We start from the raw sequence: 24,824 nt of genomic DNA on the forward strand, positions 1-24,824 counted from the left end.
CAATTTTATTCTTTTTAAAATTTTAACCTAAGCTGTCAAATTCACCAAACATTGATTAGTTGGCACATTTATTGTTTTTCAGAAACCACAAATGATAAACATAACATTTAAATAATAAATTATGAAAAAGCTAATTTTATCAGGAATACTAGCAGTAGCAGGTTTGGCTACAACCATGAATGCACAAATTCAAAAAGGAAACTGGATGGTTGGAAGTACATTACTTTCCAGCAACTTCGGACTAAACACGGGAGCAGGATATGATATTAAGCTTCAACCAAGAGCTGCATATTTTATTGAAGATAATGTTGCGTTGGGAGGATATGTAACTTTAGGTTTTTCTAAACCCGGAGCTGGTGAATCTACTCAGTTTGATTATGGTGTTGGTGCATTAGGACGTTATTTCCTTTCCCCTGGAGAAAAAGGAGTTGACAATCTTCTTAACCACGGCCGATTCTTCCTAGAAGGAAACGTTGGAGTTGGAGGGTTCAATGTTGAAAATGGTATTTCTACTACAGGTTTAGACTTTGGATTCGGACCTGGGTATTCCTATTTCATTACACCAAATATTGGTCTTGAAGGTTTAGTTAAATATAATGGTGTTACAGGTTTTGGAAATGAAGGACTTACTTCAAGAATTAGCTTTAACGTAGGTTTCAGTATCTACATTCCAACATCAAGAGCTAAACAAGTAGCTAATGATGTTTCGGCTCAATAAGAATCACTTCACACACTATATACACGTAAAAATGAAATCGCCACGGAAATTCTTTCCGCGGCGATTTTCGTACAAATTAAAACTAAACTATAAAAAATCAAATAAATCATGTATTCGGTTGGGGCGTATATCTCAGATACGGCTTTATCTCTCTTACGCCTTTTGGGAATATCTTCTTTGCGTCTTCGGTTGAAATGCTTGGCGGTACAATTACATCATCTCCATCATTCCAATTTACAGGTGTTGCCACTTTATGGGAGTCTGAAAGCTGAAGAGAATCCAGCACTCTCAGGATTTCATTAAAATTCCTTCCGGTGGAAGCCGGGTATGTAATTATCAGCCTTACTTTTTTCTCAGGGTCAATAATCAGGAGCGATCTTACCGTAGCCGTAGCCGAAGCATTCGGGTGAATAAAATCATACAGCTCGGAAATTTTACGGTCTTTATCTGCAATGATCGGGAACTGTACCTCCGTTTCCTGGGTTTCATTAATATCTTTGATCCAGTTCTGGTGATCTTCTACTCCATCTATGCTTAAAGCGATTACCTTGGTTCCCCGCTTATCAAATTCCGATTTAAGTTTTGAGGTAAATCCCAATTCCGTTGTGCAGACCGGTGTATAATCTGCCGGGTGAGAAAACAATATTCCCCAGGAATCTCCTAAATACTCATAAAAATTTATATCTCCCAAAGACGTTTCCGCCTGAAAGTCTGGTGCTGTATCTCCTAGTTTTATTGACATAATATTTTGCTCTTATTAGTCTACAAATTTAGTAGAGTTTTTGGAACTGGCAAAATTTTTGTTTAAAAAATTGTAATTATTTTAAAAATTGTATCATGCAGAAAAGCGGTTTAAGCTATATTGATGTTGTTTATAATGTTCTTGAAAACTGGTATCTGAAGTTTGCGGAAATTACGCCAAAACTTATTGTCGGGATTATTGTATTTACTTTATTTCTACTTACCAGTAAATATTTAAGCTTAATTTCGGTTAAAATATTTCACAAGCTTTTTCCAAAAAGTAAAAAAGAAAGTTCTTTAATAACCCTCATCGGCATATTTCGTTTCCTGATTATGTTAATGGGAACATTTATTGCGCTTGAAATCATGGGCTTCAGCGGATTTTTATGGAAGTTTATAGGAAGTCTGGGGGTTGCAGGGGTTATTGCGGGGGTTGCATTGAAGGATTTAGTTTCCAGTATATTCTCAGGCATGCTTATTGGCATCGATAAAGCTTTTAAAGTAGGTGATTACGTAACGATAGGAAATAATTCTGGAACGGTTATCGAAATCGGCTTCCTCACCACAAAAGTCATAGCCGATGACGGAAAGAAAGTATACATTCCTAATCAGGTCATTTTCAATTCTCCTTTTTATAATTTCTCTGCTTCTCCGCAGCGAAAAATATTCCTGAATTTTGAAATTCCGGCAGATCAGGATGTTGAGAAGGCTCAAGAAACTGTTCTTGAAGTAGTACGCAGCCTTGAAAATGTGGATAATCCGGAAAGCGCAACAGCAATTCTCACCGATCTGAAACAGGGCATTTTCAATCTTCAGGTTAAGTTTCCGATGGTTGTTGGGGCAGATATGCTGCTGCTGAAAAGTATTGCTTATTCTGAAATCAAGAAAAGACTGGATTCTGAGGGAATTCAGCTTGCCACTCCCACAACTATAAATATTGCCGGCACCGGCAATATTACCAGCAAATAAATCCATAAAAAAAGCAACCTTTTTGAGATTGCTTTTGTCTTATATTGATAAATGTGTTATTTTTTAATAATTAACTTTTCCGATATCTTTTCACCATTCTCAAGGATTAAAGAAATCACATAATTTCCATTCATCAAATTGCTTACATTTACCTGGGCAGTTCCTTTGAAGCTTCCCGTCTGAACCAGTCTTCCGGAAGCATCATACAAATTATACTCTGCTTTTTGAGAAGCATTTTTTAATCTGATATTTACCACATCATGAGAAGGATTCGGATAAATGGACAGGCTCCTTACATCAGCTTCAGCAGTTGAAAGAACCTGCGTAATTGAGAATGATGAATTATTAAGCGCGTAATAAATATTATTAACTGCTTTTACCATAATTCTTGCGGAAACAACATTTTCATTAGGCAATGTTACATTGGCAGAACCGTTGTTCGGTACACTTGCTGCGAGAACTGTATTAAATGTAAGCCCTCCGTCTTTGGATAAAAGGATGCTTACATTTTGCGTGTTGATCGCTCCGGTATTTGTTCCTGCCACATTCCAGGTTACAGGAATGCTTGCGTTTCCGGAATAAGTTTCGCCTGCAAGCCCTTGTGAAGTAACAATAAACGGCCCGTCATTGGTAACGGTAACCGTCATAACATCTCTTGCAGCCTGATTTCCTGTTGCCTTATTATCATTCACCACAAGTGAAAAATTCAAAGTCCTGGCTACACTAGGAGTAACTTCCCATTTGGGAACAAGATTATTGGCTAAGACAGAACTTAGTACAGGAAAATATCTCGAAGGAGAAGTTTTAGGAGTCAAAGAGCGGTAAACCGGCCCTACAGTTGCCGTGGATACAGGAGGCTGTGTGTTGTTGGTATTATCATACTGCTCCCACAAATAAGTTAAAGCATCTCCGTTAGGATCTGTTCCGGTTCCTGTTAAGATAAATGCAGTTCCGTTAGGAATTGTGTAATCGGCTCCCGCATCTGCGGTAGGAACACCATTTCCATTGGATATTTTGCTTGCGCAGTCCGAAGGCCTTTGCAGAACGGCATACATTTCCAGGATACTTGCCGCATGAAAATAGGCATCGCTATTATTTTGAACATTATTATTCGCTCCGCAGATACCTGCATAAGCCATGATGGTACTCCCGCTGCCCGGTTCATAAGCTGTGGCATTGTTAAAATTCCCGTTGCACGAACCACTGGAAGCCCTGAAAGTATGATTTGCACCAAACTGATGCCCTATTTCATGGGCTACATAATCAATATCAAAAGGATCACCGATTGGCGCTCCGGAACCTGTAACTCCTCTCGCTTTAGAGGATGAAACACATACAACTCCCAATCCGGCCAGACCTCCGCTGTTAGTTCCGAAAACATGACCGATATCATAGTTGGAAGAGCCTATAATGTTTGTGGTATTCGTTTGATTCTCGTTAATCATTGCACCCGGATTTCCATTGCTAAAAGGATCTGTGGAAGCATTGGTATAGATGAGCTGATTGTTGTTTGCCACCATAACCATTGTAGTAGAAATTGTTTTTTCATAAATTCCGTTTACGCGGGTCATTGTAGTAACCATAGCAGCCATTGCCGCATTAACAGTTCCTCCGTGAAAGGTAGTGTATTCTCCCGTTGCAGAAAGCGCAAGCCTGTATGTCCTGAACTGTCCATCGGAAACCAAAGGCGCTTTGTTTGCAGATGGGCTGTTTTTTAGTTCATCCAATTCATCTTCGATATGACATTCGAAAAGACGGTTGTTTGCTGGTAAATCTTTCCTTTTATATAAAATAAATGCAGAATTGTCTTTGGTGTAGCTGTCCAGATAGCTGACTTCCCAATTATCAAAATACATCACACTGATTCCTGCTGAAGGAGTTACACTGAAACGGATTGTATTCTCAGGATGATTTTTCTGCCAGCCTGTATATGATCTTATTTCAGGAAATTTTGCCTGCAGCTCGGGCTCCATTACGGAAGCTTCCTGAACGATGTAATTCTGAATATTACCATCTGAATCCGGAAACTTCATTACAAGATTTTCATTTCCGGAAAAACGCTGTGGCGCTTTTTTAAGATCTGCTTTTATTTTTTCCAAATCGGCAGAATACAGAGAAAAAGTATTCGGAGTTGTCCATCTCGGATTGAGATTTTCCCTGGTGATTTTTGGGTCTTTCAGCTTTGACCAATAATTTTGCTGGCCAAAAGCCTGTGCTGCGATCAGTAAGCACGAGAAGATAAATGTTTTACTTTTCATATTAGATTGTATATTAGTATTGAATGGTAACTTTTTTTATGTCTAATTTCTCATTTAACTTTAATAAGATATTAGGTGAAATCCTGCTGGTCTTATTCAAATCCGGATTTTGAAATTCCTTTATTTTGACATAAAGCTCATTCTTTTGAATGGATACCGAATTAATCAGCACATCATTAGAGTTTCTTAACGGTGGCTTAATGATAAGGTATGTTTCAGTTTCAATAACGGCAGGAATTGGAGAGTATCTGCTACCGCTGTTTTTCTGGTGTATAATTGCAAAAACCTCATCCATCTTTTCCTGGGTGTCAATGATTAAAAAGTTCTCTGAAACTATGGCAAACGGGTAATGATTTTTGTCTTCGAATGAGATTTGTCTTTCATGCATGGGACTATCTACGCCAACCTGAGACCGACAGCTAAGAAATAAAAAGAGAAAAAAGTAAACTAACAGTCTCATTCTAAAATCCTTTATTGTAAATATAATGATTTTGTGGTATTTCTTTTTAGTTTTTGTTGAATTACTTTCAGAATACAATAAGCATATAAAAACCGTTCCAAAAAATGAAACGGTTTGTATATTTCACGAAATTGTTAGCTTATGCTAAAACTTCTTTTACTTTATTGGCTGCTTCTTCAAGAGTGATTGCAGAGTGAACCGGAAGACCGGAGTCATCAATTAATTGCTTGGCCTCAACAGCGTTTGTTCCCTGTAATCTTACGATCAAAGGAACAGGAAGGCTTCCCATCGCTTTGTAAGCATCTACAACTCCCTGGGCAACTCTGTCGCATCTTACGATACCTCCGAAGATATTGATTAGGATTGCTTTTACGTTCGGGTCTCTTAAAATAATTCCGAAAGCCGTCTGTACTCTTTGAGCATCCGCAGTACCTCCCACGTCAAGGAAGTTGGCAGGATTACCCCCGGATAATTTGATGATATCCATAGTTGCCATGGCAAGACCCGCTCCGTTTACCATACAAGCAACGTTACCGTCTAATTTTACAAAGTTAAGACCTGCTTCACCAGCTTCAACATCCATTGGATCTTCTTCTCTCGTATCTCTAAGCTCAGCTAAGTCTTTGTGACGGAATAATGAGTTGTCATCAAGCGTTACTTTTGCGTCTACTGCAATGATTTTATTGTCAGATGTTTTCAAAACAGGGTTGATCTCGAAAAGAGAAGCATCAATTCCCGTATAAGCATTGTATAAAGAAGTGATGAATTTTACGAATTCTTTGAAAGCATTTCCTTCAAGGCCAAGGTTGAAAGCAATCTTTCTTGCCTGGAAACCCTGTAGTCCTAAAGCAGGATCAATAATTTCTTTGTGGATAAGGTGTGGCGTTACTTCTGCAACATGCTCAATATCCATACCTCCTTCTGTAGAGTACACTACGGTATTTTTACCTTCAGCTCTGTCTAAAAGGATAGAAACATAAAATTCTTTTGTTTCAGTCTCTCCCGGATAATATACATCCTCAGCTACCAACACAGAGTTTACTTTTTTACCTTCAGCAGAAGTCTGTGGAGTTACAAGCTGCATTCCGATGATGTTCTGAGCGTTTTCTTTAAGCTTATCCATATTCGGAGAAAACTTTACACCGCCTCCTTTACCACGGCCACCAGCGTGAATCTGTGCTTTCACCACCCATCCCTGAGCTCCGGTTTCTGCAGTTAGCTTTTCAGCGGCAGCTACAGCTTCATCTACGTTGTTTGCAACGAAACCACGTTGGATAGCTACTCCATACTTTGATAAAATCTCTTTTGATTGATACTCGTGAAGATTCATATTATTTTTATTATTTTATTTTAATATTTAAAGGTTGACAAATTTAATAAAAATGAACAAGGCAGGAAAGTATTTTATTGATGTTTAAAGTCAGTTTATTACAAAATCTGCTATTTTTTCTTCAGCAGGAACTCAAGAGGGATCGCCAGTCTTTTATTCCAGGCCTCTTCGCTGTGGTTTTCTCCGGGAAAATACAGGGTTTTCCAATTGGCATCCGTAAAGCCTGCTTTTGCCATAATCTGGTCTGCTTTTTTCTGAATATCAGGATACAGCGCATCCAGCGTCTGATCGCCGCAGTCGAAATAGATGGTATGGTTTTTAGGATTGGGAAGGTTTTCACTCAGATATTTTAAAACCGAATCAGGAAAAGGATTATTATCAATAGTGAAAGTACCCGGCCAGTGTGTTGAAAGGCAGGCTGCGCCGCCAAATATTTCAGGATATTCACAGATGGCATACATAGAGATCAGGCCTCCCATGCTGCTTCCGGCAATAAAAGTATGTTCCCTGTTTTTATAGGTTGAATAATTTTTATCAATAAAAGGTTTAAGTTCTTTCACCAAAAATTTCAGGTAATTATCCGAATTGGGAGAAAAAACCTGATCAGATCTTCCTGCTTTTTTTAATTGTGACCGCACCGTATCTTTTTCTGCTGCTGTAAGGCTTTCAAAAGGCTTTTGGGGAAAATAATCAAAATGCCTTAGTTTCGAGTCGTTCCAGATTCCCACCACAATGGTATTCTGGATTTCACCGTTTTTAATAAGTCGGGAAATAACATCGTCAACATTCCACGACTGTTTATTCCAGGTTGTTTCGGGGTCATACAGCATCTGGCCGTCGTGCATGTAAAGCACTGCATATTTCAGGGAAGCAGAATAGTTTTCCGGAAGCCAGACATCTACGTTTCTCGGCGTTACGTATTGGGATTTAAAAGCTGTTATTCTTTCAATTTTTCCGCTTACCACTTTTGGAATTTGCGCTTTGGGTTTTACTAATAAAAAGAATAAACTAAAGAGTATTAATAATTTTTGCATCTATTACAATTTGTACAAATATAAGAAGCTGTTTAAATTTTACTAAATAATTTTTATTCTTAAATTTAATATGAAGAATTTCAGTAAACTAAATTGAAACGAATATCAATAAATTGTTTTTATTTAAACAGGCTCTCCATGTTCGTAAAGCATATTTAATTTTTTTTCTTTCCTGCGTCAATTGTCACATTGGCGTTAATGATAAAGCCATGATTGTTCTGAAAAATATTCTGCCCGTTGATCTGCCTGCCGAACTGCACGATCTGATTGAGATATCCTGCTTCCAGCCTGAAATTTTTGTCGAAACGATAACCCAGCAGAACGCCGATCCTGTTCTGATCAAAAACATTGGCATTCACATTTTTTCCAAAGCCGATGAAAATTTCATCATACAAAGCTGCATAAGGTGTTTTATCCTTGATTTCCCTGCCCTTGAGAGGAATCTGAAACCGAATCATGTACCGCATTCTGTGCAGCAAAGGAAAATCGTCTTCTGTTGCTACTTCCGACGAAGTGTATCTCCCCACGAAACGCTGTTCCAGCATGAAGCGGTGAGAAAAATCTACCAGCCCTTCTTTATGTGACAATTGCACCATCTCAAAAATCCTGTGTTCGGTAAAATCCCTTCCCAAACCATTAATAGGAATTTCTCCGTAAGGGAAAGTTTCGATCCAAGCATATCCGACGCGGAATAATATCCTGGGATTTAGCTGGTAATTTACTCCTACCCTTAATAAACTCTGCTGCCAGTCTGTAATGAAATTATCTCTACGCCATTGGTATTCTGTATGTAGCCCCCATTTATCATTAAGCCTGATCGTTCCGAAGAAATTGTACCAGCCGATATTTTCGGAAGTGTTCATCCTATTGTTTTGCGCACCAGCAAAAAAGGAAATGAACATTGCTGCGAGGAGTTGTAATTTAAATACATTTATTTTCATCATTTTTTATTTTAGTTGGGATTTAAGCCCGCTATTTATAATAAGAGTTTTCAGCGTTGAATTGTATAAGTTTTATGTGAGGATGATCCTTAAAATCTCAAAAGTGTTCCGTATTGGGTGTTGAGTCGGTCTATATCACTGGGCATAAAAAGGTTGTTGCGGAGGTAAATATTTTTAAGGTTATTCATCTTTTCTTTTGGAAAATCGAATTCTTTAAGCTCATTACCATTAAGATACACTGTTTCCAGATAATTCAGCTTCCAGAAATTGGGAGGAAGCTTTTTGAGCCCGTCATTTTCGATATGCAGCACCTTTAAATTTTTCATTTTGCTGAGCAGGTCTATATTTTTTGAAAGATCAATATTCTTTTCGTCATTCAGGAAAAGCTCTTCCAGTTTGATAAGCTTGGTGAAGCCAGATGGTAAGATTTTAAAATCGTTTCCGCTGACGTCTAATATTTTCAGGTTTTTGAGTTCGGAAATTCCTTCAGGTAAAAACGCAAGTCCTTCGTTTTTCAGACTCAGATATTCCAGATTTTTGAATTTAGACCAGAATCCTTTTGGAAAATCAATTTTCTGATTACTAAGATCAAGCCTTTTCACTTTTTCGGGATTTCGGAGCGCTTCCTGTATTGAGGTATATGTTTCCGCATCCTGTGCTACCATTTTATTTTGTGCAAAACCTTTGTTAAGGATATTCATACATAAAAAAATGAATAAAAATAGATATGTTTTCATTGGATATTTTTTGATGTTAAACACATTAAATAAGCTTACCAATTGGGGCTGATTTTCATACTTGCCTGTCAAAATCCGGCATAAGAAGTAGTTTCCCAGCCGGATTTGAATTTTTAAGTCTATTTTGCTTCCGGATTGTAAGGCAATGAGGATTTATGAACAATGATTCTCAGTTTTCCGTCTTTCCCTTTCCTGAAAACCCAGGTTTTATCCACCATTATTTCGTTGCCGTCTTTATCGGTTACCCAGACATTTCCCATCGTAATGGCTACCGAGCCGTAAATCTGAATTCCCTGATTATCATTTCCTGTATTATCATATCTTGCCTTTACCCAAGGTTTTAATGCAAAACCTTTGTCATTCGGATAATCGGGATCTCCGCCCACAAAATAAGCCAAAGCTCCTTTTTTATCGTTTCTGAAAGTCTGATCTCCATAAGCCAAAGTCGGTTTGAAGAATACTTTGCCATAATCATAATTATATGCATCAGAAAGCACCTGTTGTGCAAACTTTCTATAATCGCCCCCTTCTTCTTTTATTTTACCTATTTTCACCAATGCGTCGCACCAGGCTTGCTGCGCAGCATTCACTTCATCGTAAGTAATAATATCCTGGGCTCCTTCTTCTACATATACCAATCCCAATTCATCTATTACTTTCTGTACTTTTTCGCTGGTCTGAGCTGCATTCTCAGCAGGCTGAGTGGGAGTTTTCTCAGTTACTTTGTTGCAGGAATATATCATAGCTAATAATGCTAAAATTCCTAAAAATAATTTCGCTTTTTTCATAATTGTACTATTTAAAATTGTTGATATGTTTTTTAATCTTTAGTAAACTTTGAATTCAAATAGACAAATGGCAGTTTGCCAAAGTTTTTATTGCAGTAGTTAAAAAGCGGGCTGTTTAAAAGTATATGAAGCAAAATCAGATATGAAAAAACTAACTCCAGCCCGCTAAAGTTGTAAGTAATTATTTGGCTTTAGGTTTTGGAAGATTTAAGAGGGTTTCTTCTAAAAACTCTACTTTTCCTGTATGAATGTCATATACAGCTCCTACAATCAATATCTCGCCATCTACATATTTTTTATGCAAGATTGGATCAAGATCGCGCAGTGAGTTTACCTGCTCTATTACATTCTGGCGTACGGCATTGTTTACAGGATCTCCATGCAGGTGAGAACTTTTGGCAGCCGCATGTTTTATATCATTAATTAAAGTAACAATATGCCCCGGAACGTTTTCCGGCCTTTCAACCGCGGCTGCAACAGCGCCGCATTCTGTATGTCCCAGTACTACGATCAGTTTGGTTTTTAATTTCAGTACGGCAAATTCCATGCTTCCATAGGATGCCGCTGCTGAAACCTGACCTGCAGTTCTTATAATAAACAAATCTCCTAAACCCTGGTCGAAAATCATTTCATTTGGCACCCGGCTGTCTGAGCAACCCACAATTACAGCAAAAGGTGCCTGTCCGTTCTCTAACTTTTTTATGGTTTCGTAATTTTGGCGCGGCTTTATACTTTTGCCTTCTACAAACCGCCTGTTTCCGCCTTGCAGTTTTTTCAGTCCTATTCTTGGATCTGCGTATGCAGAATCCCGATTAACAATATAATGCTGAGCACGCCATTTTACAGAATCGGTAATTTTGGCTTTTTTATTTTTTTCTGTTTTTTTCACCTGTGCAAAAGCCTGTGTCTGGAATGCAAAAAAAGCAATGAGTACAATAAATATTTTTTTCATTTCGTAAATGTTTTTTGCCTACTTTTTAATACGGTGTTCGGCTAGTCCGTCTTACGTCAATTATATTTTCGATTCAGAGAAAATAATGTCATGCAATCAATAAAATATTGTTTACACAAATATCCCAATCCCAACCTTTACATAATCTATTAATAAATTACCGTCATACAAGATGTTTAGTAATGATAACTTCAACAATTTGTTGAAAAGTAAGTTGATTAATAAAAAATAACTTTAAGTATAAAAAACAAAACAAACACTATGCCAATAGATAGTATTACTATCATTAATAATATTAAACTTATATTTGGTATGAGTTTTGCTAAAAAATAAAACACAACCGCTTCATATAGAAAATATAGAAAATGGAATTCCAAGTAAAATTTAAAGTCAACGAAACCTTATATCTTAAAAACCCGGAAAATAGTGAGCTCGGGAAATCTATTGTGCAAAATTCTATCGAACTTATTTATGAAACAGGGTTTGAAAGTTTTACTTTTAAAAAACTAGCACATAAAATTAATTCTACGGAAGCTACGGTATACAGATACTTCCCTTCCAAACATAAACTATTGACGTACATCTTAAACTGGTACTGGTCTTATATTGAATTCATCTCAAAGCTGAGGTTGCAGGAAATTAAGGAGCCTCTGAAAAAAATGGAAAAAATACTGGAAATTATTACGCATAATGACACTACCCAAGACAGTATTGAAGATTATGATCTCAGCAAACTTCACAGCATTGTTATTGCGGAAAGCAGCAAATCTTACTTGGTGAAAGAAGTAGATGAAATCAATCAGGAAATGGTTTTTAGTCCGCTCAAGAGTTTGTGCAATTTTTTCGGTGAAGTAATTATTCAGGCAAAACCAGAGTTCCCTTATCCGAAATCTTTCGCCAGTACTTTACTCGAAACAGCCCACGACCAGCAATTTTTCAGCGAGCATCTGCCAAAGCTTACCGATAACCACATTACAAAAACCGAACACAAAAAATACGTTTTAGAGTATCTTCGTTTTATTACCTTTAATCTCATAAAATAACAGCACACAGATGGAAACCACTTCTAAACAACACGGTTACAATCTTTTCAAATATGTAACGAAGGAAAAAAAAGACGTTACCAATATCTATTTCTACGCCATCTTAAATGGCCTCGTTCAGCTTAGCGTTCCACTGGGAATACAATCTATTATCAGTTTTGTTATGGGGGCCACCATGGCAACATCAATTTATATTCTTATCATTTTTGTCGTCATAGGAACCTGGCTTGTAGGATATTTCAGGCTTAAAGTAATGCAGATTATTGAAAAAATCCAGCAGAAAATTTTTGTGGAATTTTCCGTTGCCTTTACCGAAAAGATCCCTAAAGTAAACCTTTCAAGTACAAGAAAATACTATCTTCCGGAACTCGTTAACCGTTTTTTTGATACTCAAAACCTGCAGAAAGGTATTTCAAAAATTTTATTGGAAATTCCTACTGCGTTGATACAGATTTTATTCGGCCTTCTTTTGTTATCCTTTTATCACCCTTGGTTTTTAATCTTCGGCGCTCTTGTGGTATTAAGTGTTGTGCTTATTTTCAATTTCACCATGGAAAAAGGGATTCAGTCAAGTATTGAAGAAAGTGATAAAAAGTATGAAACTGCTGCATGGATAGAAGATTTGGCAGCATCTGTAAAGTCATTCAAAATTAATTCTGAAACCGATATTCACCTAAAAGGAATAGACGAGCGTGTAACAGGCTATCTTGACCACAGGACTTCCCATTTCAAAGTTCTGGAAATTCAATATAAAACAATCATCGCTTTTAAAGTAATTATTACGCTGGCCATGCTGGTAATCGGTACTTACCTTCTTGTGAACCAAAAGCTCAATATCGGAGCATTTATCGCTACGGAAATTGTGGTACTAAGCATTATGGCTGCTGTTGAAAAACTTATCATAAGCTTAGAGAGTTATTATGATGTGATTGCTTCTCTTGCCAAACTTAACAAAGTTACTGAGCTTGCAGAAGAGAAAAACGGTGAGATTATTTTTTCTAACCAAAACGAAGGAATTGAGATTGAATTTAAAAATGTAGACTTCTATTTTAACAGCAATGTTCACATCCTTCAGGATATCAATTGTATCATCAGGGAGAATTCCATTACGGTAATTTCCGGTGAGCTGGGATCAGGCAAATCACTCTTGCTGAATATGATGGCCGGCTTCTATGAGCCGCCTGCGGGAAGTGTATTGTTTAATAAAATTCCATTAAAAAATATAGATAAAGAAAAGCTCAGAATGGAAATGGGAGTTTATCTGGAAGATATGAGAATGATCCAGGGAAATGTTCAGGATAATATTCTTATGGGAAATGAAAACATCAATATGGAAGATGTCCTGGAATTATCAGAAAGAATTGGTGCCGAAAATATATCCAGCCAGTTTACCAGCGGTTTCTTTACAGAGGTAAGCGAAACGGATCCTGAAATCTCATTCAGTTCCAAGAAAAAGATTCTGCTCCTGCGCGCATTGATCGGGAATAAAAAATTACTGCTCCTTGAAGATCCTATCGACGGAATGAATGACATTTTCAAGAATAAAATGCTGCAGTACCTTAAGGACATCAGCCACAAAACCACTATAGTAATTGTTTCTCAAAACCCCGAGATTCTTGATTATGCAGATCATCATCTGCATTTAGAAAACGGAACCTTAAAAACTATATCTTAAAAATACAGGTATGAAAATTCAGTCTTTTGATAAAATATATAATATCCAGAAAAAATCCTATGTTAAAAGATGGTTTCTGTCATTTTTTATTGTAGCGATTATCGTACTCTTTCTTCCATGGACCCAAAATATTAAAGTAATGGGGAATGTAACGACGCTTTATCAGGAACAGCGCCCGCAACAGCTTAACTCTCCTATTCCCGGAAAAATCATCAAATGGTATGTTAAAAACGGAGACTATGTAAAAAAAGGAGATACAATCCTACAACTTTCGGAAGTAAAAGATGATTACTTTGATCCGTTATTGGTAAAAAGAACCGAACAGCAGGTAGAGGCAAAAAAAGGAGTACGGGATTATTACGAAGCAAAAGTGGGTGCCACCAACAGCCAGCTTCAGGCACTTGCTACGGCGAAAGATCTTAAATTAAACCAGATTGATATAAAAATCAGCCAGCTGAAAAACAAACTCGCTGGTGAAGAAGCAGAGCTTGCCGCAGTAAAAAACGAGCTGAAGCTTTCTGAAGACCAATATGCAAGACAGAAAAAAATGTATGATGAAGGACTCGTTTCTTTAACACAATTTCAGCAACGAAGCATATCTTATCAGAATGCTATCGCAAAAAAAACGGCTTCTGAAAACAAAGTGCTTCAAACCCGGCAGGAAATTTCAAACATGAGCATCGAGCAGAACGCCGTAATCCAGGACTATACCGAAAAGCTCAGCAAAACTGAAGGCGAAAGATTTCAGAGCATGGGGCAGATTGAAGGCAGCGAAGGAGATATTGCCAAGCTGGAAAACCAGGTTGCCAATTACAAATTCCGTCAGGGACTTTACTTTATTGTTGCTTCCCAGGACGGCCAGATTGTTCAGCTCAACAAGGCCGGGATCGGGGAAATCCTGAAAGAAACGGAAAGCATCGGGATTATTGTGCCGAAAACGGTTGATTATGCTGTGGAAATTTATATTAAACCTGTTGACCTTCCACTTATCAAAGAAGGCCAGCGAGTCATGTGTATTTTTGATGGTTTTCCTGCCATCGTATTCTCGGGATGGCCGGATTCCAGCTACGGAACATTTGCCGGAAAAGTAATTGCCATCGAAAATAATATCAGCGCCAATGGTCTTTTCAAAGCACTCATTGTCGAAGATAAGACCCAGAAAAGATGGCCTCCGAAAATAAGAATGGGTACCGGGGTCCAGGGAATTGCTATTTTGAATGATGTTCCGATATGGTATGAGCTGTGGCGAAACATCAATGGTTTCCCGCCGGATTATTATGAAGTTAAAACTGCAAAAACCAGTCAGAATGAAAAACAGAAATAAAATCATATTTCTTTTTGCCATGCTGTTCTGCGGAATATTTTCAGCACAGGATTCTCTGAAGATATCTGCAAAAGAATTTATTTCCATTGTAAAAAATTATCATCCCTTAGCCATAAAATACCAACTACAGAATAAAATTGCAGCATCAGAAATTACCAGCGCCAGAGGAAATTTTGACCCGGTGCTTGGCGGAAAGCTTGGAGAAAAAAATATCGACGGTGTACAGTATTACAGACAGAGAAACCTGGAACTCGGCATTCCTACGTGGTACGGGATTGATATTACAGGAAGCTACAATTACCTGGACGGAGAAAAACTCAACAACAGCGATACCAAAGGCGGGCTTTACCAGTTCGGGGTTATCGTTCCTTTAGCTAAAAATCTTTTGTATGACAAAAGAAGAGCTATGCTGGAACAGGCCAGATACGCCCTGAAAATGACAGAAGCAGAACAAACCGTTCTCACAAACGACCTACTTCTGGAAGCCGAAAACACCTATTGGGAATGGGTGAAAAACTTTGAAATTTATGAGCTTCAGCGCAAAGCCGTTTTAATTAATGAAGAACGTCTCGAGCTTACTAAAAAAACATTTAATTTTGGGGAAAGGCCTGCTATTGACACTGTGGAAGCAGCATCGCAGCTGCAGAGCTTCCGGCTTCAGGAGAGGGATGCTTTTCTGAATTTTGTGAAAAGCACGCAGGATCTTCAGCTTTTTTTATGGAAAGACAACAGAGAACTTTATGACCTTACGGCAATGATTTATCCCTCCGACAGAATGAACAGCAGTGAGGCTTTCAGTAATTTTGAAATGCTGATCCAGCAGGTGGAAAATCAAAACCTGAACAATCATTTTTCATTGCAGTATTACTTTCAGAAACAGAATATTCTGGAAAGTGAAAGAAGACTAAAATGGCAAAGCTTCTTACCCAAGCTGGATTTTACCTATAATTTCTTTAACAAAGAAAATTACCGGGCAGATTATCTTCCGCTTTTCGATAATAATTTCCAGTACGGACTGAAGCTGGAAATCCCTGTTTTCCAAAGGGAGGCAAGGGCAAATTATCAGATCGCAAAACTTAAAATACAACAGAATACGCTTGATACACAGGTTAAAAGAAGAGAGCTGGAAACCAAGATCCTGACTTATAAAAACGAAGTTATTAACTATCATTCACAAATTGATATTGCACGGGACAATCTTACGAATTACCAGCGGCTTCTCCAGGCTGAAGAGATCCGGTATAACAATGGGGAAAGTTCATTGTTCCTCATCAATTCAAGGGAAAATAAAATGATTGATGCTCAGGAAAAGTTTATTCTTCTCAACAATAAATTCCTGAAAAGCTACAACAAACTAAAATGGATGAAAGAAAACTTTCTATAATAAATGAAAAAAGGAATTCTGTAAATTTTGAATTCCTTTTTTATTTCGGATTAATTTTTCATCTTTACAAAGTAGAAAATCAGCAATGCCCAGCTCAGGATCATCAGCAGACCTCCAAGCGGAGTGACTGGTCCGAGAAATTTAAGATTCATCCCGAAATAATCCTGCATACTCAATCCGTAAATACTGAAAGAGAAAAGCATTGTTCCGAAAATCATCAGCCAGGAAATCCAGTTTTCAGTTTTTGTTTCAAATTTTAAAATGTAACCGACAATCAGTAAAAAAAAGGCTGCATACATTTGATAGCGTACTCCCGTTTCAAAACTTTCCAGTCTTTCCACAGAAAGGATTTTCTTTAAAGCGTGTGCGCCGAAGGCTCCCAAGATCACAGACAGCATTCCGTATACCGCTCCAAAAATTAATGTTATTGTTTTCATTTGTAATGTAAAATTTTGAATATTAAAGACACGAGTCCGATTCCTATAAAAATCCAGGCAAACTTTTTATTCTGAACAAAACCGGGATTTTTAGTTAATTTCAGAAATACTCCGAAAGCCAGCATACAAGCAGAGACAATAATTCCCAACATTATTGTCCTCTCAATCTGTTAAACTCATGGATTACTTCGTGGTGGCTCACTGTTTTATCCTTGAAATAGGTTACGAAATGCTGCTTTTCTTCTTCCGTTGCGCCCATTTGGTTCAGGATATTCAGCAAATGCATTTTCATATGTCCTTTCTGAATTCCGGTAGTAATTAAAGAACGTAGTGCCCCGAAATTCTGCGCCAGGCCGGATACTGCCATGATGCTCATTAATTCCTGTGCAGAAGGTTTTCCTAACAATGCAAGAGAAAACTTGACCAAAGGATGAAGATTTGTCAAACCTCCAACAACGCCTACTGAAATCGGAAGATCGATCCAGAACCGGAAAATTCCGTTATCTGTCGTACAATGGGTTAAAGAAGAATACCTTCCGTTTCTTGCAGCATAGGCATGCGCGCAGGCTTCCGTTGCTCTGAAATCGTTTCCGGTGGCAATAACTACCGCATCTACCCCATTCATAATTCCTTTATTATGCGTTGTTGCACGGAAAGGTTCAATTTCAGCAATTGTAACCGCCTGCTTGAATTTCCATGCAAATTCTTCGTTGGAAATTCCGCTGTCATCTTTAAGGTCATCAATCTTGCAGGACACTTCAGCTCTTACGATACAATCGGGCGTAAAATTGGAAAGTATATTCATCACAATCTGTAATGAATCTTTTTCTTCTTGGGTAAAATCTTCATTTTCCGCTACTTCCTGCTTCAATGTTTTCCCAAATTGTTCCAGGCAGGAATTAATAAAATTCGCTCCCATGGAATCTACGGTGTCGAAGCTGGCCTTCAGCTGGTAATAATTCGGCATTTCAGCAGTTTTATCAATTAATTTGATATCTAAAATTCCGCCGCCGCGTTTGCGCATATTCGCCGTAATATCTTCCGTTGCTTCAAAGAGCTTTTTCTTTAGCCTGAAGTTGAAAAAATGTAATAATTTATGCGATTCTACGTTGAATATAAAGTGAGTGTGACCGAGTTTTTCGGTGTTGATGATGGTTGTTTTGAAGCCTCCTTTATCGATCCAGAATTTCGCCGCTTTAGATGCTGCCGCTACCACGGAACTTTCTTCAACAGCCATTGGCAAAGCCAATAATTTCCCGTCAATCAGGAAATTAGGAGCAATTCCGTAGGGCATATAAAAGTTGGAAATGGTATTTTCAGAAAACTCTTCATGAAGTTTTTGAAGTTCTGCATTGTTGTTCCAGTATTGCTGTAAAATCTGTTCGTAACTGCGGTCGTTACTAAGGTATTCTGAGATGAGCCAATCGATTTTTCTTTGCTTGGAAAGTTTGGAAAAACCTTCTACCGGTTGATGATTCATAGTTTATCTTTATAGAATTGTAAATATAGTGATTTTGTAACTTCCTGTTGTTGATAACTTCAATCGAAAAAGATTGATATTTATCAATTTTGGAGCTAAATTTGAACCATTCATCTTATTTAACTTTAAGATAATCAAATTAAAATATGAATTTTGACCGCCTGAAAGAAAAACTCGAAATCCTTGCTGATGCTGCAAAATATGATGTATCCTGCTCATCAAGCGGAGGGAAGAGAAAAAATAAAAAAGGTGCTTTAGGAGACAGTTCCGTAAGCGGAATCTGCCATACCTACACCGAAGACGGTAGATGTGTTTCACTTTTAAAAATTTTGCTTACCAATCATTGCATTTATGATTGCGCTTATTGTGTTTCCAGAAGTTCCAATGATATTAAAAGGGCAGGGTTTACAGTAGAGGAGGTTGTAGATCTCACCATTAATTTTTACCGTAGAAATTATATTGAAGGATTGTTTTTAAGCTCGGGTATTTTCAAAAATGCAGATACCACGATGGAACGATTGGTTCGGGTAGCCAAAAAGCTTCGTCTTGAAGAGAATTTTAACGGATATATTCATTTGAAATCAATTCCCGGAGCGAGTGATGAACTAATGCAGGAAGCGGCTTTGTATGCAGACCGGTTATCCATAAATCTTGAAATTCCCACGGAAAGCGGACTGAAACTTCTCGCTCCTGAAAAAAACCGTCAGGATATGCTGAATCCGATGAAATATATTCAAAACGGAATTGCCCAGTATAAAGACGAAAAAAAGATTTTCAGAAAAGTTCCCAAGTTTGCTCCTGCGGGGCAGTCTACCCAAATGATTGTAGGCGCAACCAATGAAAATGACCTTCAGATCATAAAAGTAGCGGATCATTTTTATAAAAACTTCAATCTGAAAAGAGTGTATTATTCAGGATATGTACCGGTGCTGGAAGATAAACGGCTGCCTTCGTTAACGACCGAAGTTCCGATGCTTCGTGAAAACAGGCTATATCAGTCTGACTGGCTGATGCGATTTTACGGCTTTAAAGCAGAAGAAATCCTGGATCCGAATATGCCTTTCCTTGATCTTGAAATGGATCCTAAAATGAGCTGGGCCTTGAGACATCTGGATCAGTTCCCCGTCAATCTTCAGACAGCAGATTACCAGATGATTTTAAGAATTCCGGGAATTGGTGTGAAAACCGCAAAAAAAATTGTCAGCGCAAGACGCTTTCAGGTTCTTACAATGGATCACCTCAGCAAACTGGGAGCAGCCGTTAACCGCGCCAGATATTTTATTGATTTTAATTCCGGAAATGCTTATCTCAAATATTTAACGGATAAAAATTTTAGAAAACTATTAATTGGCGGAAGCTCTTCTAAGTTTCACAATCAGTTTTCGCAGCAGCTGACTTTGTTTTAAAACCACCATATTCAAACCAATATCCAAATTTGCTAAATATAGATACATTTTGTAATTTCGGAAAAAGATCAACAATGAATGTCAGTTTTACAAAAAAGCAGGAAGATTATATTGCAGAGCAGATAAAATCCGGAGATTTTCAGAATGCCAGTGAAGTGGTACGGGATGCGTTGCGGCTTCACGAAGTATATCGGCACAGGGTAATTCAGGATTTAAAGGCTGAAATTGAAAAAGGGTGGGACAGTAATTCAAGTTCGCGATCGATAAAAGATATTATTGACTCTAAGAAAAAAAAGGATGCCTGAAAAAATCTACATCCTGTCTGAAGCGGCAGATAAAGATTTGGAAGATATTTTTGATTATACATTAAATCATTTTGGTTTTGATCAAGCTGAAAAATATCTTTTAGAGATTGAAGACGTTTTTCAAATTTTAGTTGCACATCCGGAATCAGGCAAAACACGTAATGAAATAAAAGAAGGTTTATATAGTTTCCCGAAGGATAATCATATTATTTTCTATAGAATTTTGGATAAATATATTCGTATTGTAAGAGTATTGCATGGAAGCAAAGATCTCCCAAATTATTTTTAACTCTTGTCTTTGATTACATATACATTTCAGAATTGTTACTTTGTTAAATTACCAGATTATATTAAAAAATGACCACCCTACTCTACGACGGAAGTTTCGACGGACTTTTCACCGCAGTATTTGAAGTTTTTGAATACCGTTATAAAGACGTGGAAATTATCAGCAGGGAAAGGTTTCATCAGGAAAATATTTTCGCCGAGATTCATGAAGTGATTACGCAGAATGATAAATCGGAAAGAGTTTTAAATAAACTCGAAAAAAACATTGGCAAACAAGGTATTCATGAGCTCTTGAAAGTGTACCTATCCGAAGATCCTGAAGCAGAACAGCTTATTTTATCTGCGGTAAAGCAATCTATAAAACATCCGGATGAAAATATTCTTCAGAATTATGCTGATGAAGCTATCTTAAAAATCTCTAAAATCTGTAAATCCGTAAGCCGCGAACGACATAGAATGACCGCTTTTGTCCGGTTTGAAAAAATGCAGGATGAGGTGTTTTTTGCTAAAATTGATCCTGACTCCAATGTGCTTCCGCTGATTAGGAAACATTTTAAAGACCGTTACCAGGATCAGAAATGGATGATCTATGACTTGCGCAGAAATTACGGACTGTTTTACGACCTGGAAACCTGCGACTTCTTTTATCCCGATGAAAGAATTGACCTCAACAAATATGAACAAAAATTCCACGATCAGGAAAAAAATTACCAGACGCTGTGGCAACGGTATTTCACCAAAACCAATATTGTTGAAAGAAAAAATTTGAAACTGCATCTTCAGCACGTCCCTAAAAGATATTGGAAATATTTAACGGAAAAATGGTAAATTCAAATTTTGGAAACAGATATATATCTTCAGGCAAATTTAAATTATGAAAAAATTTCTCACTGGAATCGCTTTTTTATTACTCATCATGAACTGTAGCGAGAAAAGATCGGAAAGTAAAAGTTTGACCACAATAAATGAAGATTCTCAAAATCGTCAACTCATAATCAATCAAAATAAGAACACTGTCAGAGAAAGATTTCCGGCCCCGGAAGGCTATGAATGGATGGAAGAAAAGTCTGGTTCTTTCGGATATTTTATTGAGCATTTCCCTTTAAAACCTTACGGAAGCCCAATCCTGAAATATGACGGCAATAAAATCAGAACCCAGCATCTCCATGAAGCGGTTTTTGAATTAGATACCGGTAACAAAGATCTTCAGCAATGCGCCGATGCAGTCATTCGCCTGAGAGCGGAATATTTATTTAAGTCTAAAAATTTTGATGCAATACAATTTCATTTTACCAGCGGTGATCTGGTTTCGTGGAATGACTATAAAAATGGAATCAGAGCTTTTGTGAACGGAAATTCTGTCAATTTTAAAAAGACTGCGGAATTTGATGATTCTTATACAAACTTCAGAAATTATCTTGACCTGATTTTCAACTATGCAGGAACCATTTCTTTGTACCAGGAAACATCACCTGTAATCAAAAATAACAATCTCAAAACCGGAGACATCCTGATTACGCCCGGAAGTCCGGGCCATGTGGTTTTTATTTCGGGAGCGTGCAAAAATAAAGAAGGCAAAAAACTGTATCTTTTGGGAGAAGGTTTTACGCCTGCACAGTCGGTTCATATCATTTCCAATCCTTTTGATAAAAACATTTCCCCATGGTATCCGCTTGATGTTGATGATCCGGAAATTATAACAGCCAGATATATTTTTAAACCTGTAAATTTTAGACGATTTAAATAATGTATATTCAAAACTCTTCTCGACTTACTGTTATTATCTGAACTTGTTTTTGTAAATTTGTGTTCGAAACTTTTTACTAGATGAAAGAGAGTGCAGTAAAAAAAATTGCCGTTCTTACCTCTGGAGGTGATGCTCCGGGGATGAATGCAGCATTAAGAGCGGTAGTGAGAACCGCAAATTATTATGATATCGAATGTTACGGTGTAAGAGAAGGCTACAATGGCCTTATAAACGGAGATTTTCTAAAGATGGGTCCCCGTTCCGTAAAAAATATAATCAACCAGGGCGGAACTATTCTGAAATCTGCCAGATCCATGGAATTTAAAACCAAAGAAGGCCGTCAGAAAGCTTATGACCACTGCGTAAGACTTGGTATTGACGGATTGGTTTGTATCGGCGGAGACGGAACTTTTACGGGTGCCAAGATCTTTAATGAAGAGTTTGGGATCAGGGTAATTGGTGTTCCGGGAACCATTGACAATGATATCTTCGGAACAGACAATACGATTGGCTACGACACCGCTTTAAATACAGCAATGGATGCGATTGATAAAATCCGTGATACGGCGACTTCCCACAACAGGGTTTTCTTTGTGGAGGTTATGGGCCGTGATGCAGGATTCATTGCCCTGAACAGCGGACTCGCAACCGGTGCGCTTGATATTTTAATTCCTGAAAGAAAAGACAGTATCGAAGATCTTTTCACCAACTTCAGAAATGCTGAAAAAACGGGAAAAGCTTCCAGTATTGTTGTTGTAGCGGAAGGTGAAAAATTAGCAAACGTTTACGAACTGGCAGAAAAAACCAAAAAGGATTTTCCGGATTATGATATTCGTGTGGCTATTTTGGGACACATGCAAAGAGGAGGTTCGCCAAGCTGTGCAGACAGGGTTCTGGCAAGCAGACTGGGGTACGGTGCGGTAACCGGGCTAATGGAAGGAAAAACCAACGTGATGGCCGGAATGCGTTCTAATGATCTGGTGTACACTCCGATTGAAGAAGCCATCAAAAAGCATAATGAAATCAATGAAGATCTTCTTTTGATTTCGAAAATTTTAGCAATCTAATATTTTAATATAATTTAAAACAAACTATTATGTCAACAATTAAAGTAGGTATCAACGGGTTTGGTAGAATCGGGCGTCTTGTTTTCAGAGCAATGACAGAAAGAGATAACATTGAAGTGGTAGGAATCAACGACCTGATTAACGCAGAATACATGGCTTACATGTTAAAATACGATTCTGTACACGGTATTTTCCCGGGTGAAGTTTCTGTTGAAGGAAATGATCTTGTGGTAAACGGAAAAAGAATCAGAGTAACTGCCGAGAGAGACCCGAACAACCTGAAATGGAACGAAATCGGTGCCGATTATATCGTTGAATCTACAGGGTTATTCCTTGATAAGGAAAATGCTGCAAAGCATATCAACGCAGGTGCTAAGAAAGTGATTCTTTCTGCACCATCAAAAGACGATACTCCAATGTTTGTAATGGGGGTAAACCATAATGAACTTACTGACGATATCAAAATTTTATCAAACGCTTCTTGTACAACCAACTGTTTAGCGCCTTTGGCTAAAGTAATCCACGATAACTTCGGAATCGTTGAAGGTTTGATGACTACCGTACACGCTACAACAGCAACTCAGAAAACAGTTGACGGACCTTCCATGAAAGACTGGAGAGGGGGTAGAGCTGCTTTAAACAATATCATCCCTTCTTCTACAGGTGCTGCAAAAGCGGTAGGAAAAGTAATTCCTTCATTAAACGGAAAATTAACAGGGATGTCTTTCAGAGTACCAACTGTTGATGTTTCTGTAGTAGATTTAACGGTAAGACTTGAAAAAGCCACTTCTTACGATGAAATCTGTGCTGCTATTAAAGCTGCTTCTGAAGGAGAATTGAAAGGTATTTTAGGTTATACTGAAGATGCAGTAGTTTCTCAGGATTTTGTGGGAGATAAGAGAACTTCAATCTTCGATAAGGACGCAGGTATTATGCTTTCTCCAAACTTTGTAAAACTTGTTTCATGGTATGACAATGAAATGGGTTACTCTAACAAGTTGGTAGATATGTTGGTACATGCTGCTTCTTTATAATAAGTAATGAGCAATAAGTAACAAAAAACCTTCCCGGTGGGAAGGTTTTTTATTTAATTTAGCCAAGCAAAATAACATATATGTTTGAAGAACTCATTGAAAGATATTCACAGTATTCTGATACGGAACTCATTAATGCTTATTCAAATAAAAATTCATATACCCAAGAAGCACAAAAAGCTTTAGAGATTGAAATAAAAAACAGGGGTGGATTAGAATCATTAAAAGTCAGATACAATTCATTAATTGAAAAAGAGAATGAAAAAATAAGAATTAGTAAAGAAGCTGGCGTATTATACACACAAGGATTTACAAAGAATGACATAAATTCAAGAATAAATTCTGAATTGTTACCATCAGAAGAAATCCGTGAAATTATAGAAGTATCCTGCAATAAAATCGAAGCATCCAGAAAAGACGAAGAAATAAAACCCGCCACCTTTATAGGAAGTATAACCGGAGGAATAATCGGGGGGAACCATTGGCGGTATATTGTGGAGCCTGCAGCTTATTTATTCAGGACACATTTTTTATCTTTTTGCTATTGGATTGGTGATAATTTCTTATGGTGTTATAAAGCTTTTCACCAAGCAAAGTAAAAATAATACAATTGTACTCATTTTCACCATAACATCTGTAATTTATGCTCTTGTTTTAGGTTTTTATCTTTATGGATTGTTTGGCTATCGAGGACCTGATATTAATT

25 protein-coding genes are annotated in these 24,824 nt (G+C 37.6%); 14 read left to right on the forward strand and 11 right to left on the reverse strand.

Annotated features, from left to right (window positions below; genetic code table 11):
- The first annotated feature begins 121 nt into the window (after nt 1–121).
- A complete protein-coding gene (locus SOP96_RS08245; protein ID WP_326320508.1) occupies nt 122–718 on the forward strand; it encodes a hypothetical protein in 597 nt (198 codons plus the stop codon).
- 106 nt (nt 719–824) lie between these two features.
- On the opposite strand, the gene SOP96_RS08250 is transcribed toward SOP96_RS08245, so the two are convergent.
- Nucleotides 825–1,460 (reverse strand): peroxiredoxin, encoded by a 636-nt coding sequence (locus tag SOP96_RS08250; RefSeq protein ID WP_326320509.1) that lies wholly within the window; start codon nt 1,458–1,460, stop codon nt 825–827.
- Between the two features lie 95 nt (nt 1,461–1,555).
- Between SOP96_RS08250 and SOP96_RS08255 the strand changes: the two genes are divergently transcribed.
- Nucleotides 1,556–2,428, forward strand: coding sequence for a mechanosensitive ion channel family protein (locus SOP96_RS08255; RefSeq protein ID WP_326320510.1), 873 nt, complete (start codon nt 1,556–1,558; stop codon nt 2,426–2,428).
- A gap of 56 nt (nt 2,429–2,484) precedes the next feature.
- Here the strand turns inward: SOP96_RS08255 and SOP96_RS08260 are convergent, their stop codons facing one another.
- The 8 genes from SOP96_RS08260 to SOP96_RS08295 all read right to left on the reverse strand — a co-directional run bounded on the left by SOP96_RS08260 (nt 2,485) and on the right by SOP96_RS08295 (nt 10,928).
- Entirely contained in the window at nt 2,485–4,686 is a 2,202-nt protein-coding gene (locus tag SOP96_RS08260) for a reprolysin-like metallopeptidase (RefSeq protein ID WP_326320511.1), read from the reverse strand.
- A gap of 13 nt (nt 4,687–4,699) precedes the next feature.
- Nucleotides 4,700–5,146, reverse strand: a complete 447-nt coding sequence (locus SOP96_RS08265; RefSeq protein ID WP_326320512.1) for a hypothetical protein — start codon at nt 5,144–5,146, stop codon at nt 4,700–4,702.
- Nucleotides 5,147–5,285: 139 nt separating this feature from the next.
- Complete coding sequence (gene sucC, locus SOP96_RS08270) at nt 5,286–6,476, reverse strand: ADP-forming succinate--CoA ligase subunit beta (RefSeq protein WP_283421793.1); 1,191 nt, start codon at nt 6,474–6,476, stop codon at nt 5,286–5,288.
- Between the two features lie 110 nt (nt 6,477–6,586).
- The gene (locus tag SOP96_RS08275) at nt 6,587–7,510 is read right to left on the reverse strand and encodes an alpha/beta hydrolase (RefSeq protein WP_326320513.1); all 924 of its coding nucleotides are present in this window, start codon (nt 7,508–7,510) and stop codon (nt 6,587–6,589) included.
- A 155-nt stretch (nt 7,511–7,665) separates the two neighbouring features.
- Nucleotides 7,666–8,454: a DUF2490 domain-containing protein gene (locus tag SOP96_RS08280; protein ID WP_326320514.1), complete on the reverse strand. Its 789-nt coding sequence runs from the start codon at nt 8,452–8,454 to the stop codon at nt 7,666–7,668.
- Between the two features lie 86 nt (nt 8,455–8,540).
- Nucleotides 8,541–9,188, reverse strand: a complete 648-nt coding sequence (locus tag SOP96_RS08285) for a leucine-rich repeat domain-containing protein (protein ID WP_326320515.1) — start codon at nt 9,186–9,188, stop codon at nt 8,541–8,543.
- Nucleotides 9,189–9,307: 119 nt separating this feature from the next.
- The gene (locus SOP96_RS08290; protein WP_326320516.1) at nt 9,308–9,976 is read right to left on the reverse strand and encodes a hypothetical protein; all 669 of its coding nucleotides are present in this window, start codon (nt 9,974–9,976) and stop codon (nt 9,308–9,310) included.
- Between the two features lie 181 nt (nt 9,977–10,157).
- Complete coding sequence (locus tag SOP96_RS08295; RefSeq protein WP_326320517.1) at nt 10,158–10,928, reverse strand: carbonic anhydrase; 771 nt, start codon at nt 10,926–10,928, stop codon at nt 10,158–10,160.
- 365 nt (nt 10,929–11,293) lie between these two features.
- On the opposite strand from SOP96_RS08295, the gene SOP96_RS08300 reads away from it, so the two are divergent.
- Genes SOP96_RS08300 through SOP96_RS08315 form a run of 4 tightly spaced genes read left to right on the forward strand, consistent with a single transcriptional unit; the run spans nt 11,294 to nt 16,354 of the window.
- Nucleotides 11,294–11,971 carry a TetR/AcrR family transcriptional regulator gene (locus SOP96_RS08300; RefSeq protein ID WP_326320518.1) on the forward strand — a complete coding sequence of 226 codons (678 nt, stop codon included), beginning with the start codon at nt 11,294–11,296 and terminating at the stop codon, nt 11,969–11,971.
- Nucleotides 11,972–11,981: 10 nt separating this feature from the next.
- Entirely contained in the window at nt 11,982–13,646 is a 1,665-nt protein-coding gene (locus tag SOP96_RS08305) for a peptidase domain-containing ABC transporter (protein WP_326320519.1), read from the forward strand.
- A 10-nt stretch (nt 13,647–13,656) separates the two neighbouring features.
- Nucleotides 13,657–14,970: an HlyD family secretion protein gene (locus SOP96_RS08310; RefSeq protein ID WP_326320520.1), complete on the forward strand. Its 1,314-nt coding sequence runs from the start codon at nt 13,657–13,659 to the stop codon at nt 14,968–14,970.
- Nucleotides 14,954–16,354 carry a TolC family protein gene (locus SOP96_RS08315; protein WP_326320521.1) on the forward strand — a complete coding sequence of 467 codons (1,401 nt, stop codon included), beginning with the start codon at nt 14,954–14,956 and terminating at the stop codon, nt 16,352–16,354. Before SOP96_RS08310 ends, SOP96_RS08315 begins: the two co-directional genes overlap by 17 nt.
- 50 nt (nt 16,355–16,404) lie before the next feature.
- Here SOP96_RS08315 and SOP96_RS08320 read toward each other — a convergent pair whose 3' ends face one another.
- Together SOP96_RS08320 and SOP96_RS08325 are read right to left on the reverse strand one after the other, a co-directional pair.
- Nucleotides 16,405–16,791, reverse strand: coding sequence for a DUF423 domain-containing protein (locus tag SOP96_RS08320; RefSeq protein WP_326320522.1), 387 nt, complete (start codon nt 16,789–16,791; stop codon nt 16,405–16,407).
- Nucleotides 16,792–16,942: 151 nt separating this feature from the next.
- Entirely contained in the window at nt 16,943–18,271 is a 1,329-nt protein-coding gene (locus tag SOP96_RS08325; protein ID WP_326320523.1) for a hydroxymethylglutaryl-CoA reductase, degradative, read from the reverse strand.
- Between the two features lie 146 nt (nt 18,272–18,417).
- Here SOP96_RS08325 and SOP96_RS08330 point away from each other — a divergent pair, with 146 nt between their 5' ends.
- The 8 genes from SOP96_RS08330 (at nt 18,418) to SOP96_RS08365 (ending at nt 24,717) form a co-directional block, all read left to right on the forward strand.
- Nucleotides 18,418–19,677, forward strand: a complete 1,260-nt coding sequence (locus SOP96_RS08330; RefSeq protein WP_326320524.1) for a putative DNA modification/repair radical SAM protein — start codon at nt 18,418–18,420, stop codon at nt 19,675–19,677.
- 74 nt (nt 19,678–19,751) lie between these two features.
- Nucleotides 19,752–19,982: a type II toxin-antitoxin system ParD family antitoxin gene (locus SOP96_RS08335; RefSeq protein ID WP_326320525.1), complete on the forward strand. Its 231-nt coding sequence runs from the start codon at nt 19,752–19,754 to the stop codon at nt 19,980–19,982.
- Nucleotides 19,975–20,271 carry a type II toxin-antitoxin system RelE/ParE family toxin gene (locus tag SOP96_RS08340; protein ID WP_326320526.1) on the forward strand — a complete coding sequence of 99 codons (297 nt, stop codon included), beginning with the start codon at nt 19,975–19,977 and terminating at the stop codon, nt 20,269–20,271. The genes SOP96_RS08335 and SOP96_RS08340 overlap by 8 nt, the downstream gene beginning before the upstream one ends.
- A gap of 68 nt (nt 20,272–20,339) precedes the next feature.
- Nucleotides 20,340–21,098 carry a TIGR03915 family putative DNA repair protein gene (locus SOP96_RS08345; protein ID WP_326320527.1) on the forward strand — a complete coding sequence of 253 codons (759 nt, stop codon included), beginning with the start codon at nt 20,340–20,342 and terminating at the stop codon, nt 21,096–21,098.
- 46 nt (nt 21,099–21,144) lie between these two features.
- Nucleotides 21,145–22,017 (forward strand): DUF4846 domain-containing protein, encoded by an 873-nt coding sequence (locus SOP96_RS08350; protein ID WP_326320528.1) that lies wholly within the window; start codon nt 21,145–21,147, stop codon nt 22,015–22,017.
- A gap of 80 nt (nt 22,018–22,097) precedes the next feature.
- Complete coding sequence (gene pfkA / locus SOP96_RS08355) at nt 22,098–23,084, forward strand: 6-phosphofructokinase (protein ID WP_326320529.1); 987 nt, start codon at nt 22,098–22,100, stop codon at nt 23,082–23,084.
- Nucleotides 23,085–23,113: 29 nt separating this feature from the next.
- On the forward strand, nt 23,114–24,118 hold the full coding sequence (gene gap / locus SOP96_RS08360; RefSeq protein WP_283421806.1) for a type I glyceraldehyde-3-phosphate dehydrogenase: 1,005 nt from the start codon (nt 23,114–23,116) through the stop codon (nt 24,116–24,118).
- 80 nt (nt 24,119–24,198) lie between these two features.
- The gene (locus SOP96_RS08365) at nt 24,199–24,717 is read left to right on the forward strand and encodes a hypothetical protein (protein ID WP_326320530.1); all 519 of its coding nucleotides are present in this window, start codon (nt 24,199–24,201) and stop codon (nt 24,715–24,717) included.
- Nucleotides 24,718–24,824: the final 107 nt, after the last annotated feature.

Source organism: Chryseobacterium salviniae, from assembly GCF_035819015.1.
GTDB lineage: Bacteria > Bacteroidota > Bacteroidia > Flavobacteriales > Weeksellaceae > Chryseobacterium > Chryseobacterium salviniae.

What these genes read in the sequence shown, in the direction of transcription:
- SOP96_RS08245 (WP_326320508.1), top strand. Translation starts at nt 122, where the DNA reads ATGAAAAAGCTAATTTTATCAGGAATACTAGCAGTAGCAGGTTTGGCT.
- SOP96_RS08250 (WP_326320509.1), bottom strand. Translation starts at nt 1,460, where the DNA reads ATGTCAATAAAACTAGGAGATACAGCACCAGACTTTCAGGCGGAAACG.
- SOP96_RS08255 (WP_326320510.1), top strand. Translation starts at nt 1,556, where the DNA reads ATGCAGAAAAGCGGTTTAAGCTATATTGATGTTGTTTATAATGTTCTT.
- SOP96_RS08260 (WP_326320511.1), bottom strand. Translation starts at nt 4,686, where the DNA reads ATGAAAAGTAAAACATTTATCTTCTCGTGCTTACTGATCGCAGCACAG.
- SOP96_RS08265 (WP_326320512.1), bottom strand. Translation starts at nt 5,146, where the DNA reads ATGAGACTGTTAGTTTACTTTTTTCTCTTTTTATTTCTTAGCTGTCGG.
- sucC (WP_283421793.1), bottom strand. Translation starts at nt 6,476, where the DNA reads ATGAATCTTCACGAGTATCAATCAAAAGAGATTTTATCAAAGTATGGA.
- SOP96_RS08275 (WP_326320513.1), bottom strand. Translation starts at nt 7,510, where the DNA reads ATGCAAAAATTATTAATACTCTTTAGTTTATTCTTTTTATTAGTAAAA.
- SOP96_RS08280 (WP_326320514.1), bottom strand. Translation starts at nt 8,454, where the DNA reads ATGATGAAAATAAATGTATTTAAATTACAACTCCTCGCAGCAATGTTC.
- SOP96_RS08285 (WP_326320515.1), bottom strand. Translation starts at nt 9,188, where the DNA reads ATGAAAACATATCTATTTTTATTCATTTTTTTATGTATGAATATCCTT.
- SOP96_RS08290 (WP_326320516.1), bottom strand. Translation starts at nt 9,976, where the DNA reads ATGAAAAAAGCGAAATTATTTTTAGGAATTTTAGCATTATTAGCTATG.
- SOP96_RS08295 (WP_326320517.1), bottom strand. Translation starts at nt 10,928, where the DNA reads ATGAAAAAAATATTTATTGTACTCATTGCTTTTTTTGCATTCCAGACA.
- SOP96_RS08300 (WP_326320518.1), top strand. Translation starts at nt 11,294, where the DNA reads ATGGAATTCCAAGTAAAATTTAAAGTCAACGAAACCTTATATCTTAAA.
- SOP96_RS08305 (WP_326320519.1), top strand. Translation starts at nt 11,982, where the DNA reads ATGGAAACCACTTCTAAACAACACGGTTACAATCTTTTCAAATATGTA.
- SOP96_RS08310 (WP_326320520.1), top strand. Translation starts at nt 13,657, where the DNA reads ATGAAAATTCAGTCTTTTGATAAAATATATAATATCCAGAAAAAATCC.
- SOP96_RS08315 (WP_326320521.1), top strand. Translation starts at nt 14,954, where the DNA reads ATGAAAAACAGAAATAAAATCATATTTCTTTTTGCCATGCTGTTCTGC.
- SOP96_RS08320 (WP_326320522.1), bottom strand. Translation starts at nt 16,791, where the DNA reads ATGAAAACAATAACATTAATTTTTGGAGCGGTATACGGAATGCTGTCT.
- SOP96_RS08325 (WP_326320523.1), bottom strand. Translation starts at nt 18,271, where the DNA reads ATGAATCATCAACCGGTAGAAGGTTTTTCCAAACTTTCCAAGCAAAGA.
- SOP96_RS08330 (WP_326320524.1), top strand. Translation starts at nt 18,418, where the DNA reads ATGAATTTTGACCGCCTGAAAGAAAAACTCGAAATCCTTGCTGATGCT.
- SOP96_RS08335 (WP_326320525.1), top strand. Translation starts at nt 19,752, where the DNA reads ATGAATGTCAGTTTTACAAAAAAGCAGGAAGATTATATTGCAGAGCAG.
- SOP96_RS08340 (WP_326320526.1), top strand. Translation starts at nt 19,975, where the DNA reads ATGCCTGAAAAAATCTACATCCTGTCTGAAGCGGCAGATAAAGATTTG.
- SOP96_RS08345 (WP_326320527.1), top strand. Translation starts at nt 20,340, where the DNA reads ATGACCACCCTACTCTACGACGGAAGTTTCGACGGACTTTTCACCGCA.
- SOP96_RS08350 (WP_326320528.1), top strand. Translation starts at nt 21,145, where the DNA reads ATGAAAAAATTTCTCACTGGAATCGCTTTTTTATTACTCATCATGAAC.
- pfkA (WP_326320529.1), top strand. Translation starts at nt 22,098, where the DNA reads ATGAAAGAGAGTGCAGTAAAAAAAATTGCCGTTCTTACCTCTGGAGGT.
- gap (WP_283421806.1), top strand. Translation starts at nt 23,114, where the DNA reads ATGTCAACAATTAAAGTAGGTATCAACGGGTTTGGTAGAATCGGGCGT.
- SOP96_RS08365 (WP_326320530.1), top strand. Translation starts at nt 24,199, where the DNA reads ATGTTTGAAGAACTCATTGAAAGATATTCACAGTATTCTGATACGGAA.